16 protein-coding genes, 1 tRNA gene and 1 pseudogene are annotated in these 13,428 nt (G+C 68.5%); 8 read left to right on the forward strand and 10 right to left on the reverse strand.

All coding sequences use genetic code 11. The annotated features are described in order from the left end of the window. Nucleotide 1: 1 nt before the first annotated feature. On the reverse strand, nucleotides 2-577 hold the full coding sequence (gene dcd / locus OG214_RS18125; protein WP_382854456.1) for a dCTP deaminase: 576 nt from the start codon (nucleotides 575-577) through the stop codon (nucleotides 2-4). A 70-nt stretch (nucleotides 578-647) separates the two neighbouring features. Further along, nucleotides 648-842: a hypothetical protein gene (locus OG214_RS18130; RefSeq protein ID WP_405985298.1), complete on the reverse strand. Its 195-nt coding sequence runs from the start codon at nucleotides 840-842 to the stop codon at nucleotides 648-650. A 216-nt stretch (nucleotides 843-1,058) separates the two neighbouring features. On the opposite strand from OG214_RS18130, the gene OG214_RS18135 reads away from it, so the two are divergent. Next, nucleotides 1,059-1,132 (forward strand) — tRNA-Gly (locus tag OG214_RS18135). A gap of 376 nt (nucleotides 1,133-1,508) precedes the next feature. Here OG214_RS18135 and OG214_RS18140 read toward each other — a convergent pair. The 4 genes from OG214_RS18140 to OG214_RS18155 form a co-directional block, all read right to left on the reverse strand. Next, a complete protein-coding gene (locus OG214_RS18140) occupies nucleotides 1,509-1,709 on the reverse strand; it encodes a hypothetical protein (protein ID WP_405985299.1) in 201 nt (66 codons plus the stop codon). Continuing rightward, entirely contained in the window at nucleotides 1,706-2,755 is a 1,050-nt protein-coding gene (locus OG214_RS18145; protein WP_405985300.1) for a tyrosine-type recombinase/integrase, read from the reverse strand. The genes OG214_RS18140 and OG214_RS18145 overlap by 4 nt, the downstream gene beginning before the upstream one ends. After that, the gene (locus OG214_RS18150) at nucleotides 2,755-3,036 is read right to left on the reverse strand and encodes a helix-turn-helix domain-containing protein (protein ID WP_405985301.1); all 282 of its coding nucleotides are present in this window, start codon (nucleotides 3,034-3,036) and stop codon (nucleotides 2,755-2,757) included. Before OG214_RS18150 ends, OG214_RS18145 begins: the two co-directional genes overlap by 1 nt. A 125-nt stretch (nucleotides 3,037-3,161) precedes the next feature. Further along, a complete protein-coding gene (locus OG214_RS18155; RefSeq protein ID WP_405987542.1) occupies nucleotides 3,162-3,746 on the reverse strand; it encodes a helix-turn-helix domain-containing protein in 585 nt (194 codons plus the stop codon). Between the two features lie 221 nt (nucleotides 3,747-3,967). Here OG214_RS18155 and OG214_RS18160 point away from each other — a divergent pair, with 221 nt between their 5' ends. From OG214_RS18160 to OG214_RS18175, 4 genes are all read left to right on the forward strand, one after another. After that, nucleotides 3,968-5,203 carry a DUF3631 domain-containing protein gene (locus OG214_RS18160; RefSeq protein WP_363081938.1) on the forward strand — a complete coding sequence of 412 codons (1,236 nt, stop codon included), beginning with the start codon at nucleotides 3,968-3,970 and terminating at the stop codon, nucleotides 5,201-5,203. A gap of 196 nt (nucleotides 5,204-5,399) precedes the next feature. Next, nucleotides 5,400-6,233, forward strand: a complete 834-nt coding sequence (locus tag OG214_RS18165) for a DUF2637 domain-containing protein (protein ID WP_363081937.1) — start codon at nucleotides 5,400-5,402, stop codon at nucleotides 6,231-6,233. A gap of 93 nt (nucleotides 6,234-6,326) precedes the next feature. After that, nucleotides 6,327-6,968 carry a MobC family plasmid mobilization relaxosome protein gene (locus OG214_RS18170; protein WP_405985302.1) on the forward strand — a complete coding sequence of 214 codons (642 nt, stop codon included), beginning with the start codon at nucleotides 6,327-6,329 and terminating at the stop codon, nucleotides 6,966-6,968. Beyond that, nucleotides 6,969-8,714, forward strand: coding sequence for a relaxase/mobilization nuclease domain-containing protein (locus OG214_RS18175; RefSeq protein ID WP_405985303.1), 1,746 nt, complete (start codon nucleotides 6,969-6,971; stop codon nucleotides 8,712-8,714). Nucleotides 8,715-8,771: 57 nt separating this feature from the next. On the opposite strand, the gene OG214_RS18180 is transcribed toward OG214_RS18175, so the two are convergent. The 4 genes from OG214_RS18180 to OG214_RS18195 all read right to left on the reverse strand — a co-directional run bounded on the left by OG214_RS18180 (nucleotide 8,772) and on the right by OG214_RS18195 (nucleotide 12,002). Beyond that, nucleotides 8,772-9,248 carry an SAM-dependent methyltransferase gene (locus tag OG214_RS18180; protein WP_363085894.1) on the reverse strand — a complete coding sequence of 159 codons (477 nt, stop codon included), beginning with the start codon at nucleotides 9,246-9,248 and terminating at the stop codon, nucleotides 8,772-8,774. A 39-nt stretch (nucleotides 9,249-9,287) separates the two neighbouring features. Next, complete coding sequence (locus tag OG214_RS18185; RefSeq protein WP_405985304.1) at nucleotides 9,288-9,713, reverse strand: hypothetical protein; 426 nt, start codon at nucleotides 9,711-9,713, stop codon at nucleotides 9,288-9,290. Between the two features lie 398 nt (nucleotides 9,714-10,111). Further along, nucleotides 10,112-10,669, reverse strand: coding sequence for a GNAT family N-acetyltransferase (locus tag OG214_RS18190; RefSeq protein WP_405985305.1), 558 nt, complete (start codon nucleotides 10,667-10,669; stop codon nucleotides 10,112-10,114). Nucleotides 10,670-10,679: 10 nt separating this feature from the next. Further along, nucleotides 10,680-12,002, reverse strand: a complete 1,323-nt coding sequence (locus tag OG214_RS18195; protein WP_405985306.1) for a hypothetical protein — start codon at nucleotides 12,000-12,002, stop codon at nucleotides 10,680-10,682. Nucleotides 12,003-12,283: 281 nt separating this feature from the next. Here OG214_RS18195 and OG214_RS18200 point away from each other — a divergent pair, with 281 nt between their 5' ends. The 3 genes and pseudogenes from OG214_RS18200 to OG214_RS18210 form a co-directional block, all read left to right on the forward strand. Further along, nucleotides 12,284-12,766 carry an ATP-binding protein gene (locus OG214_RS18200; protein ID WP_363086182.1) on the forward strand — a complete coding sequence of 161 codons (483 nt, stop codon included), beginning with the start codon at nucleotides 12,284-12,286 and terminating at the stop codon, nucleotides 12,764-12,766. Beyond that, complete coding sequence (locus OG214_RS18205) at nucleotides 12,754-13,197, forward strand: DUF6415 family natural product biosynthesis protein (RefSeq protein ID WP_405985307.1); 444 nt, start codon at nucleotides 12,754-12,756, stop codon at nucleotides 13,195-13,197. The genes OG214_RS18200 and OG214_RS18205 overlap by 13 nt, the downstream gene beginning before the upstream one ends. Beyond that, nucleotides 13,194-13,379: pseudogene (locus OG214_RS18210) on the forward strand (DUF6302 family protein); the annotation flags it as partial. The gene OG214_RS18205 and the pseudogene OG214_RS18210, both read left to right, overlap by 4 nt. Between the last annotated feature and the right edge of the window lie 49 nt (nucleotides 13,380-13,428).

The raw sequence follows: 13,428 nt of genomic DNA on the forward strand, positions 1-13,428 counted from the left end.
GTCAGACCTGGGTCCGGTGGAAGTTCAGATAGGACCGTGACGCCGTCGGCCCCCGCTGCCCCTGATAGCGCGAGCCGTACCTCTCGGAGCCGTACGGGAACTCCGCGGGCGAGCTGAGCCGGAAGAGACAGAGCTGCCCGATCTTCATACCGGGCCAGAGCTTGATGGGCAGCGTCGCCAGATTCGACAGTTCGAGCGTGACATGCCCGGAGAACCCGGGGTCGATGAAGCCGGCGGTCGAATGGGTCACCAGCCCGAGTCGCCCGAGGCTGGACTTCCCCTCCAGCCGGGAGGCGATGTCGTCGGGGAGCGAGATGATCTCGTACGTCGACGCGAGCACGAACTCCCCGGGGTGCAGGATGAACGGCTCGTCCCCCTCCGGCTCGACCATCCGCGTCAGATCGGCCTGCTCTACGGCGGGGTCGATATGCGGATAACGGTGATTCTCGAACACCCGGAAGAACCGGTCGAGCCGCACATCGATGCTGGAGGGCTGCACCATCGAGCCTTCGTACGGCTCGATGCGCACGCGTCCGGAATCGAGCTCGGCCCGGATGTCCTTGTCTGAGAGAAGCACGCCCCGAGGATACGCAGAGCGTGCGAGCCCACCCCAACCGGGCGGGCTCGCACACCTGTGCCGACCAGGGTCAGCGCTGTTCCGACTCCACGACCGCCTTCACCGGCTCCACGGGCACGGCATGCCGCAACCGCGCACACCGCGGACACCGGATGAGCCGACCGGGCCCGATCCTGGCGGTGTCGAGCTGCTGCATCGGGAACGTCGTAGTACTGAACACATGCCCTTCGGCACAGCGGACGACGGTGCGCTCCATCAAGTCCATCAGGTCCCTTCCCCAACAAACGCGGACGAACGCCCACACTAGGGGATCAAGAGGGCACCCCCCGCCCCGGCACTCCGCCCCGACCCTACGCCCCAACTCCCGCCCGCCACCCCCACTTCCACCCCCGAACACCACAGAAACCCCGCGGCGCAATACGCCCGGGGTCCCTGATGAGGTAAAGTGTCCGACGAAGCGAAGCCGATCACCGGCCGCCTCGCGGGTGTAGTTTAATGGTAGAACATGAGCTTCCCAAGCTCAGAGCGCGAGTTCGATTCTCGTCACCCGCTCCACGACGAAGGCCCAGGTCATAGACCCGGGCCTTGTTTGTTGTCTAGACCTCTCACGCCCCCTCGCACCACTTGCGCACCACTTGGGAGGCGGAACACCCCGCCCACGCAGGCAACCCCAGGCGCTTCGTTTATTCGTTCGATGAATGTCTCGAATGGCGAGATCGACTTCGTGTGACCCGCGTCACGTGCGCCTCGGCCGGCCAGAGTACTGGAAGCGGCGGCCACGAACACACCGACTCCTCTTCTGACCTGGGGAGTTGAGGGTAAAAAGTGGACTCTCAACCGCCCCCTGGGTGCCGCCTCCACCGGCTCTAGCAACCGCTCGGGGGGCCGACACGGCACTGCGTCGGCCCCCCGAGGCGGGTGTCGGAGGGGGTCAGGCGTGGCGCACCACTGGCGCACCACTTGGGACATTGTCCGAGGCGGACCGTCCGTCGCCGTGGTTGCTGACGGCGTCCTTCCGCGCGGCCCGTACGCGCGCGTCGAGGCCCTGAGCGACTTCCTTCTGCCGGTCCATGGGCGAGTGCTGATAGATCAGCGCCGCCTTCTCCGACGACTGCCCGGCACGCACCATCACATCCTTGAGCGTGCCGCCGGACTGAGCGACGAGGGTGTTACCGGTGTGCCGCAGATCGTAGAACCGGAAGTTGGGCGGCAGCCCAACCTTGTCCCGGGCCCTGCGCCACTTCCGCCCGAACGTGGAACGACGGAAGGAGGCCGCCGCTCGCCCACGAACAGCAGTCCGTCGGGCTCCTTGGCCGCAAACCAGTCGAGATGCCGACGGACATCGACATACAAGAAGCCAGGCAGCACAACGGTGCGCTTCCCCGCCTCGGACTTGGTGTCACCGGTCACCCGGCGGCCGGTGGTCAGTTCGGGCGCGGCCCGGCTGATACGCAGCAGGACGGGCTCGTGCTGCTCGACGCCGCGCCGCTCGCGCGGATCGGGCTCGTGAGGCTCGTCCGGCAGAACTACGTCGGGCCGCCGCAATTCGGCCTGCTCCTCCGGCCGCAGGCTGGCGTAGGCGGCGAAGTAGACCATCAGCCGCCAGCGTGGACCCATCGCGTCGGCGAGGGCGTCCACCTGCTCCACGGTGGCCACCGGCCGCTCGTCGGCGGACTCCTTGCCCGCCCCCTTTATCCGGCACGGGTTACGCCGGATCAGCTCATCGTCGGCCGCCGTCTGCAGAATCGCCTTCACGAGCCTGTACGCCTTCGCGACCGTCGTGTCTGCCTTGAGGGTCTCCAGACGTTCGGCTCGCCAGGCACGAACCCGGGGAGGAGTGATCTCGTCAAGGTCCCATTGCCGGAAGGTCGGCAGGATGTGCAGCCGCAGCAAGCGACGGTACAGCTCTTCCGTGGTGGCCGCGAGCTTACGCTCGTCGACCCAGCGCAAGGCGTACTCCTCGAAGTTGACGGCCCCGGCATCCGGGTCGGTCCAGTCACCTCGGGTGAGATCCGCCTCGATCTGGGACAGCCAGATGTCCGCGTCCGTCTTGGTCGCGAAGGTCTCCGGCGCGCGCCGCCGCAGCCCGGTGGGGTCAACGTAGCTGGCCGTCCAACGCCCCGACGCGTACTGCCGCACCGCTCCGAAGCGGCGCTTCGCCACCTTCTGCCTCGCCATCAGGCCGCCCTCCCGTAGTGGGCACGGGTCCGACGGACGGCGGGCTGGACGGTGTTGGCCTCGATGAACGCGTCAAGCACGCTCCGGGAGACGCGGACATGGCGTCCGACCTTGACGAAGGCGATGCGGCGCTCCGCGACGAGGCGGCGGACGAAGCGGACGCCGGTGCCGAGGCGTTCGGCTGCCTCGTCCACGGTGAGGAGGCAGTCGGCGGTGAGTGTCACCTCCTTCGCGGTGCGCGGGGGCTGCGTGGAGGCATGGGGTATCGCCGGCCGGGGCAAGGCGGGGTCCTTCCTTCGCAGGCGTGTGGCACGGCAATGCCGGCCTGCGGGGTTGATCGTGTGGGATGGCGGTCGTGTGTACGGGCGTCCGCCCCTGGGGTCTGCGGGCCAGGGCGGAGGTTGGGCTACGCGTCGCCGCTGGGGCCGTTTCCGTCGGCCGGATGGTCCCCCGGCGCTGGCCCGTAAGCCTCCAGCAGGTGGCTGTCGGCGGCTTGGGCGATGGCGTTGGAGACCATCACGTCGGCCTCTTCGCGGATGTCAGGGTGTTCGACGAGGTAGGCGTCGAGGGCGACCCGGGCCTTCGTGAAGGCCGCGCTGGCGCGCTGCGTCTGACGGAAAGCGTCGACGACGGCGTCGATGAGCTCCATGGCTCGGGCCTTGGCGGCGAGCTGCGGCGGCCCGACCAGGTTGCGCAGGTCGACGCCGAACACCTCGGCGAAGCCGATCGCCTCGTCCACGTTGATGCGGCGCTTGCGGTTCTCGATGCGCCAGACCGCGGACGGGTTCATGTCGAAGCCGGCCTCGTTCAGGCGGTCGGACAGCGAGTTGGTACTCCAGCCACGGGCTTCCCGCTCCAGTTTGATCCGCACCGCGACGTTCTCCTCGCCGCTGATCAGCACGCCCTGCTGGGAGCTTTCGTCCACCGCGACCACATCCTTCCGTTTGTAGCGAGTCTCTGCCGTTCGCAGGAACAGGTAAAACGATAGCATGCGTTCTGCGGTACGCAAAACGCTTCTGCGATCGGCAATCCGTGTGGCATGCTGGTAGTCCCACCAGCGCAGTGCCAAGGAACCCCACCACAGGACGCGAAAAGCCCCCCAGCCGTGCCGGGGGGCCAAGCGCAAACCTCTCAACCGCCATCCCTAGCGATCAACCCGCGAGGCCGGGATTGCCGTCCCATATGGCCCGCAAGCAGAGGAGCAGAACCAGTATGCCCGACCCCCAGCCGAACACGCCATCCCTCCCCGCCACGCCCGTCGCATGGCCAACCGTCGCCATACCCGGCCAGCCGACCGAACCCGCACCGCCCACGCCAACTCCCGCGGAGCCGCCTGCCGATGAGCCCGGTCCCGCTCTGGTCTCCGAGGGGGAGCAGGTGCTGGCTGATCTGCGGGCGCAGGTCCGGCGGTATGTCGTGCTGCCGCATGAGGAAGCCGTCACGGCCGTGACCTTGTGGGTTGCTGCCACCCATCTGCAGACCGCGTGGCAGCACGCGCCGAGGCTGGCCGTCGTCGGCCCGGCCAAACGGTGCGGCAAATCGCGGCTCCTGGACGTGATCACCGAAACCGTCCACGACCCGCTCATCACGGTCAACGCATCGGCCGCCGCGGTCTTCCGGTCCATCACCGAGACCCCGCCGACCCTGCTGGTCGACGAAGCCGACACCCTCTTCGGATCCACGAAAGTCGCGGAGAAGAACGAGGAGATGCGCGGCCTGCTCAACGCGGGACATCAGCGCAACCGGCCCACCCTCCGGGTCTCCGGACCCAACCACGAAGTGGCGAAGTTCCCCACCTTCGCCATGGCAGCCCTCGCGGGCATCGGCGACCTGCCCGACACGATCATGGACCGCTCCGTCGTCATCCGGATGCGCCGCCGCAGGCCCGGCGAAAGGGTCGCGGAGTTCCGCACCTTCCGTGACACCCCTGCCCTCCACGCACTACGCGACCGGCTCGCGGCATGGCTGGCCCCACTCCACGCCGACGCGATGGAGCTGACCCCGGCCATGCCGGTCGAAGACCGCGCAGCCGACACCTGGCAGCCGCTGATCGCCGTCGCCGACCTCGCTGGCGGACCATGGCCCGACCTCGCCCGCGCCGCCTGCCTGGCCATGACGGGCCATGAGGCCCGCCAGGACCAGGACACCAGTGGCCTGGGAATCCGGCTGCTCGTCGACATCCGCCGCGCCTTCGCTACCGAGGGCAACCCGCCGGTGATCCGCACCAGCCGCCTCCTCGACATCCTCAACAAGGACGACGAGACCCCCTGGCCGCAGTACACCGCCAACGGCCTCACGCCTCGCGGGCTGCAACTCCTGCTCAGGGACTACGGCATCAGCTCGGCCAACCGCCGCTTCCACGGCGACGTCCAGGCCAAGGGCTTCGCCCACCTGCAGTTCACCGACGCCTGGGCGCGCTACTGCCCCGAACTCACAATCGGCGTCTGACCCGGCACGACCCGTCGCGACTCGTCTCGACGCAGGTCAGCGCGGGGACGAGTCGCGGGCCGGCAACGAGTCGACCCGACATCACCGCCGCACCCGTACCTGCCCTGACCAGGCACGCAACGAGTCGCGACGAGTCTCCCATCTCCCCACACCACGGCCACGTCAGCCGCCCCGACGCATTCCTGGAGCACCACCCTTGCCTTCACCCACCACCGCCATCGCCTCGCCCGCTGCCCCGGCGCCACTGGCCGCCGCGATCCGCACGGGTGTGGCACTGCTGGCCGTGGCAGCCTTCGCGCTCTCCTACGACGCCCTGCGCCAGATGGCCACCGCCAGCCACATCAACCGGGCACTCACCTACGCCTTCCCCCTCGTCATCGACGGCTTCATCGCCATCGGCATCGGCGCCCTGCTCATCCTGCGCACCGCACCGCTGCCCGCCCGCCTCTACGTCTCGGCCCTGGTCGGCATCGCCACCGCCACGAGCATCTGGGCCAACGTCCTGCACGCCATCCGCCTCAACCAGCAGGCCCACGACACAGGGCTCCGTCTCGACGACCTCACCGTCGGCGTCATCTCCGCCATCGCTCCACTCGCCCTGGCCGGAGCCGTCCACCTCTACCTCCTCGTCGCCCGCCGCCCCACCACCCCCAACCGCCACAGCAGTGAGCGCCACAACCCCCAGGCCAGCCACAAACGCACGGAGGTAGGCAAGGACAGCGCCACGAAACCGGCACCCGCCGCAGACGCCAGCAACGTGGCGGAACCGTCTCCGAATCCAGTGGCCAAAACCGCGCACCAGGCCGGCAAGCCGGGAGGCAAACAGCCAAGCATTTCCCTGGAGCAGGCCATCGACATCGGACGCACAGCCCCCCTTGGACGGGCCGGCCGCGTCTCACGCCGCAACATCGAGAAAGCGATCCGCGACAAGGGGTTCGGTATCGCCCGAAGCCGCCTGGACGAGATCAAAGACCTGCTGCAGGCCGAACTCGACATGGAACTCGACAAGGCCACCACCGGCAGCGCCTGAACCCCCGCAGCCGACAACACCTCAGCCCGCCACTCCTGCGCATTAGTACGGGAACGGCGGGTCCCCACCCCACCACCGCTCACAGGAGTCCCCATGCACGACAAGCACAACGAACTGCCCGCCGGACCCGAGCAGGTGATCACGGCCCCGGACACAGGCGGAGCAAGGAATGGCGCTGGACCGTCCACCGGCCGGTCCAGCGCTGTCTCCGCCCCAGGGGTGGCGGAGGAACTCGGGCACCAGGGGGCGCCCGAGGAGGAGAAGCCCTGCGACACCACCGCCCGATCGCTGTCACGCGCCGCCGATGAAGCCGCGCTCCACCGCGTCGCCCGCCGCCGCAAGCGCGACACAAGCCAGCGCAAAGAGCGCGTCGACGTCCGCTACAGCGTCGGCGAAAAGACCGAGATCCTCGCCAGGGCGCGGTCGCTGAACATCGCGGGCGCCCACTACGTCGGCGCCGTCGTCATGGCCCATGTCCACGGCGACCTCACCCTGCCCGGCCAGCGCACCCCACTCGACGACTACATCGACGAACTCGCCGCTCTGCGCACCCAGGTCGCCAAGCTCGGCACCAACGTCAACCAGATCGCCCACCGCCTCAACGCGAACGGTTCCGCACACCCTGTGGACACAGCAGTCCTCGCCGAGGCCAAGCACACACTGACGCAGGTCCGCGCCACACTGGCCGATCTCGACGAGACCGCGGATCGAGCGGTGTCCGCGAAGGCGGCGTAAGTGATCGCGAACATCGTCAAGCCCGGCCGCAACACGCGCGGCGTCATCAACTACCTCTACGGCCCCGGCCGGGCCAACGAACACACCGATCCCCACCTGGTCGCCTCCTGGGACGGCTTCGCCCCCGACCCAGGACGCTCGGCCGACGAAAACGCCGCCCGCGCCCAGCTCTCCAAGGCCATGGACCTGCGTGTCAAGCAGGCAGGTGACCGCGCACCGGACGGCCATGTCTGGCACTGCTCCGTACGCGCCGCCCCCACCGACCGCGTCCTCACCGATACCGAGTGGGCCGCCATCGCCCGCCGAGTCGTCTCAGCAGCGGGCATCGCCCCCGAAGGCGACCCCGACGGATGCCGCTGGATCGCCGTACGCCACGCAGACGACCACATCCACATCGTCGCCACCAAGGTCCGAGGCGACCTCACGCCGGCACGGAACTGGAACGACTACCGCCGCGTCAACAAAGAACTCGTCGCCATCGAAACCGAACTCGGCCTGTTCCGGGCCGAGCGGGGCGACCACACCGCCGCCAAACGCCCCACCCGTGCCGAGAAAGAGAAAGCCACTCGCTGGGGACACCAGCTCACCGCCCGCGAGCGTCTGCGCGGACACGTGCGCGCCGCCCTGGCCGGAGCCGCCAGCGAGGACGAGTTCTTCGCTCGACTCGCAGAAGAGGGTGTACGCGTCAAAATGCGCATCGCACCGTCAGGCGACCCCATCGGCTACTCCGTCGCCATCGTCGGCGACCGCAACGCCGACCGCGATCCCATCTGGTTCTCCGGCGCCAAACTCGCCCCCGACCTCTCCTTTCCCCGCATCCGCCAACGCCTCACCGCTAGCAACCTCCCACACGACGAGGTAACCGGCACCGCACCGACACCCCAGCGCGGACCCTCGTACGCCCGTCGCAACGCCGTCGCCACGGCAACCCAGGCCCTTGACCTGCTGAACGGCGATGACGAGGGCGCAGCAGCCGCCCAACTGGTCGGCACAGGCGAACTCCTCGACGCCCTCGCCAAGACCTCGGCCGCCCAGACCCGAACCGAGCTGCACGAAGCGGCCCGTTCCTTCGAACGCGCCACCCGCTCCCACATCCACGCCCAGCGCACCCACTACCGCGCTCTGCGCAAAGCCGCCCGCGACATCATCCGCGCCGGCCCCTCCCTCGGCCGAGGCGAGGACGGCGCCACCAGCGCAATGATCATCGACACCCTCATCTTCCTCGCCATCGCCGCCGCCCACTGGCACGCCGCCCGCAGCCACACCCAGCAAGCCGCCGCCTCGCACCAAGCCGCCCAGCATCTGCGCGCCGCCTACCGCACCGCCGCACAGACCCCCATGGCCGAGATGCGCGCACACGGTCAGAACCTGCCGCCCCACACCAGGGCCCGCTACGCCGACACCCTCCGCGCCGTTCTGCCCGAACACGCCGACCGCATCCAGGGCGAGCCGAACTGGCCCGCCCTCGCCGCCACCCTCGCCGAAGCCCAGCACGCCGGACACGACACCACCGCCCTTCTCCACAAGGCTGTGGAAACAAGGGAATTGCATACTGCCGACTCCCTCAGCGATGTCCTCATCTGGCGCCTCCGCCACAACGCCAAACTCCCCGCCGCCGCGACACCACCACGATCTGCGAAGCGCGGCGTGCCCCGGCTCCAGAGCACTGCGGCCATCCAGCCGCCCAACTACAACCCTCCACCGTCCCCCACCCCGCCCAGCGCCCGAAGCAGCCGGAGCCGCTGACACGGAAACCGCATGCGCGAAGAGGCATGGATGTGCCTCGGGAGCGAGGTGGTGGTGTCAGTCCTGCGTGTCTTCCCAGTAGTCGGTGAGCATCTCGCCCGGCCAGCCGGGTTCGCGTACCTCCCCACGCGGGCCCATCTCCCGGAAGTAGGGAGCAAGGTCGAAGACCGGGCTTCCGTCGATCGCGTCCAGGTCGGTGACGTGCAGGTCCAGGCCGTCGACCTTCAGCAGCCGGGGGAAGGACTGGGCGAGCTGGTTCGGCCGGCGGTGGTTGCGGTGGACGAACGTCCCGGTGGACGGCCACTCGGGATTGTTGCGGGGACTGCGGGCGTGGAGAGCGACGTCGTCGGGCGACGCCTTGTGGAAGTGCCAGACAACCAGCAGGTGGGAGAACTCCTCCAGACCCCGGACGACCTCGACGGGGAAGTCCGGGTTCAGGCGGATGATGGCCGTGCCCGTCCAGTGGTCGTCGATGGGCTCGGTGCGTCCGCCGACCACGGTGGCGATGGGCCTGATCTCCAGTGACTTCGTCACGCGATCCGCACTCCCCTTCGATTCTCCGTGGCGACGGGGTCAATCTACTCGGGCGAGATATGCGGCAGCCCGCGCGTCCAACTCGGCGACCACCGGGATGCCACGGCGCCGGTACGGAGAGACAAGTTGGCGCATATCCACGACCGCCTGCCGTGCGCGTCCGGAGTAAATACCCTCCTCCATCGCGTCCAGGACGCCGCCCCAGGTTGCGCATGCTTCCTCCACGCTCCCGCTCGCGATCTGCGTGGCGCCGAGGTATCCGAGCGTCACCGCGTGCGTACGGCGAAACGCGGCTCCACGTGTCCGCACGCTGCGACGGAATTGTCGGATCGCGCCCTGCCGGTCTCCGCAGTCCCTCAGCGTGCACGCCGTCTCATGGGCCAGCGACGCCTCCGCGAAGAAGAACGTGCGGTAGGGCTCCCTGACGTCCTCGCTGGCCGAGGCAAGATCGTCCTCGGCCTTCATCAGAGCCTTCGCCGCCGCCTGCTTCCGCCCATTGGCAGCCAGACCACGTGCGTGCCTGGCCCAAAATGAGAAGTGCCGCTTCCCGCGTCGGGCGACATACCCCAGGACGTGCTCCGCGACGGCCCACTCCCGCCGCACCACAACTACCTGTTCCGGGCCGACCGGGGAACGTTCCAGCACACCCTGGACCGGCTGCCAGCCGTGCGCAACCTGTGGCTGCGCACGGCCCTCGACAACCTCACGCACGACAGGCCGACCGGCTTCCTCACAGTGGTCCGGAAGTCGAACAGCGCCAGCCTCCCGTGCTTCCCGAAGTGGCGTCCTCGTCGGTCATTCTCCGATGCCCCTTGGCCTACTCGTCCTTGGCAAGCCAGGAGCGAGCTGCGCGGCGCGAGCGGCTACTCCGCGGAGAGCGCTGCCCATTCGCGGTCGAGGATGGCGTGCACCACGGAGTCACGCCATCGGCCGTTCTTGAGGATGTGCTCGCGGATGGTGCCCTCTTCCACCATGCCCGCAGCCGCCATAGTCCTTGCCGACGCTGTGTTGAGCGGGGACCGCGCTCCCCAGATTCGGTGCAGGTCCAGGTCCTCGAACCCGAGGCCGAGCAGGAGACGTACGGTCTCCAGCCCGTACCCGATACCCCATGCGTTCGGGTGCAGCGCGAAGCCGAAAGTAGCCGCGCGCTGCTGGTGGGGATCGAGGGCGATCCGGCCGAACCCGATCAACTCGTCCGTCTTCCGCTCCACGACAGCAAGCGCGTACTCACCGCGCGGCTCCGCCGCGGCCGACGCGATCGAGCGGATCACGATCTGTTCGACCTGCTCGTGCGTGCGTGGCTCGAACGACAAATGCTCGACCGCCTCGGCACTGCCGTAGATGGCGAACACGGCGGCGATGTCATCGACGGTGAGTTCCCGGAGGCCGATCCGGGTGCTTGATCGCGTGACCGGGTACATGCTCCGGACTCTACCCGCGGGGCAGGGCCGGCCGATGGGCCGGGAAGGCTTCGATCTCCGCGCGAAGATCGCGGGCGACAACGGCCCTCTGCGCAGGGTTGCTTGTGAGTGCCTGGCGGACGCGCATTGCGGACACGACGATGCCGTTGTTCCTGTGCGATGGAGGCAGGTCCAGCACCGGACGAATGGCTTCAGCCGCACCGTCGACGTCGCCGCTGAACAGCCGGACCAGCGCGAGGTCGCACTGCGCCCCGGCCAGATCCCCGAAGGCCCAGTTGGGCTCGCTCGGATCGGCGAATCCCTGCACCGCGCGCTCCGCCTGCGTGATCAGTCCTTGATCGCCGTGGCCCAGGAGCGCTTCCGATTCCACCTCGTAGTAGAGCTGCTTCTCGGGCGCGTAGGTGAACAGCCCGCCGAGCTGGTCCAGATCGTCGGGCACCACACGCTCCCGCCTCTCCGTGGCCTCACGGTTGGCGATGGACGCCGTCTCCGCATCGCCGAGGCGTGCTGCGGCGCGGGATTGCAGACCGAGGAGCCACAGACCTACGGTCCCCTGCAGATTCGCGGAGGTCTCGGCGCCCTTGCTCGCGTAGTGGTAGGCGTCCCCGGGCATATCCGCCCAGTAGGCGATCAGACTCTTGAGACCGTCGGTGAGGGCGATGAGCCCGGGGTGTTCGGCGTCCTTGGCACAGGATGCCGCCACCCGGGTCATGGTCATGGCCTGGTGCGGCACCTCCATGTCGTTGAAGCCCTTGGCCACGAGGAACGACAGCACAGCGCCCTTGAAGTTCAGGTCACGCAGCTGCGACGGCCGGACTCTGCCGCCCTCCAGGAGCCGGAAGACCTGGTCCTGGGTCTCCAGCAGGTCATCCCAGATCGATGCGAGAGGTTCCCGCGGATACGCGGTCACCAGACGCGTCACCTCGTCGTCGAGAAGGCCCAGCGTGTCGTCGCCCACCGTCTGACGGTCCTTACCGAGGAGGAACTCCTTCGCGCGTCGCACAGCCATGGTGCCCGTCCTTTTCATCTCATTCAGGTCCACGCCGGAATCGGCTTGGAGTTCGGTCGGTGACGCGCCGGTCAGAGGAGCGAAGCTCGCCGCGGCTTCCGCGGCCACATCCGTCCAGAGGTCGTCGATGCTGTGGTTCAGCATCTGGACGACGGTCGGCCGGAACGCTCGCTGCGGCTTGCGGCCTTCGTAGATCCAGCCCTCGACGGTCTTCAGGGCAGGGACCTCGGCGCCAATCTCGCCGGCGACCTTTCTGTACTCCAGGAGGAAATCCTCCGGACTTCGTACGCCACGCGCCTCAAGAGCGTGCCGGAAGAACAACACGAGTGCCTCCGATTCCGTCCGCAGAGCACGTCACTGCCCCGACGGTAGAACGCTGTCCCCATCAAGCTGCCCGATTCAGACGGTACTTAGTGAGTCCGAGGGAAGCCCGAGGGATGGCAGAGGAAGCCGTCAAATGCGCCTCTCAAGCCGAGGGCGGATTGGGGGTAGATCCGTCGGGGAGCGGTTGCAACGCTTGAAGCCCCTCACCGAGGGTGCCCAAACAAGCACACAGGGCCGTGTCCACCACTGGGTCGGTCCTGCGCTCCTCCCAAGAGGACGTGATGACGACGACAGCCGTACGGACACCTCGCGCGGTCCACCGCCGCGACGGGGAAGTGATGAACGAGCACATCGAGGTCGCTCCCTGCCGCGATGGCGGACCGCCCCGCGCTGAGGACGCATGCCAGGTAGGAGCCATACGCCGTATCGCTGCCGCCAGACTGAGGCACTGCGGTCTTGAGGCGCTGACCGACACGGTGTTGCTGCTCATCTCCGAACTCCTCACCAACGCGATGACGCACAGCGGTACCAAGGAGATCGATCTGCACCTTGCCGTAGGGGACGGCTTCCTGAGCGTCACCGTCGTCGACGGGATGCCGGGCCGTGCCACACCTAGGCACGCCAATGACAACGCGGTGTCGGGGCGCGGCCTCGTACTCGTCGAGAGCCTGGTGGAGGAGGCCGGCGGGAGCTGGGGAACCAGCGCCGGTGGCGCGGAAACCTGGTGCACGATCCCACTGGAAGTGCCCTCGTGTCCGGGGTGACGGCCGTGGGACCGGTTGCCGGCTTCGGTACTCCCGCCCGTACGGAGGTCGCGAGACGGACGGGGCCTCTGGCTCCGCTGACCGTCGGCCTGCACCATCGCCTCGCGGGACTCTGGCCGACCCTCCCCCCAGAAACGCCCGTCCTTGACGATCTGTTTGAGTCTCTGGAAGCGGTGCTCGGCGAGCACGCTGATCCGGACGCCGAGGAGACCAACCAGGCCAACGTGCGACTCAGAATGATGCTCCCGCTCCTTCTCGACATCGCTGGTCGGCAGTCCCATCCCGAAGTCGCCCAGGTGGCCGAACGGCTCGGAACCGTCGAGATCGAGGCCCGGCCTCGCGACTTCCTGCGGGCGCGGGCGCAGACGCGGCGGCTCGCCCTTGCTGTCCTGGATCTAGTGGATCTGCTGGTGAAGGCAACGTCGCCATGAGCCCTACACCGGGCGGGCCGCTCCTCCACCCGCAACTGCGCGTGCAGGTACGTCCCCCGCAGGAGGCGTGCGGCTACGAGTTCGTCCGCGACCGGCTCGCCGATCCTCTCCTCGCGGAGGCCGACGTCGCGATCCAGGTCCACCGCATCCCGCTTGTGGCCGTGCCGGTAGGCGGACGACCGCGCTGCGGCCTCCGTCGCGGTGGGCACTTCATTACGGAGCCGGCACGCA

The sequence above is a fragment of the Streptomyces sp. NBC_00872 genome (genome assembly GCF_045161915.1).
Lineage (GTDB): Bacteria > Actinomycetota > Actinomycetes > Streptomycetales > Streptomycetaceae > Streptomyces.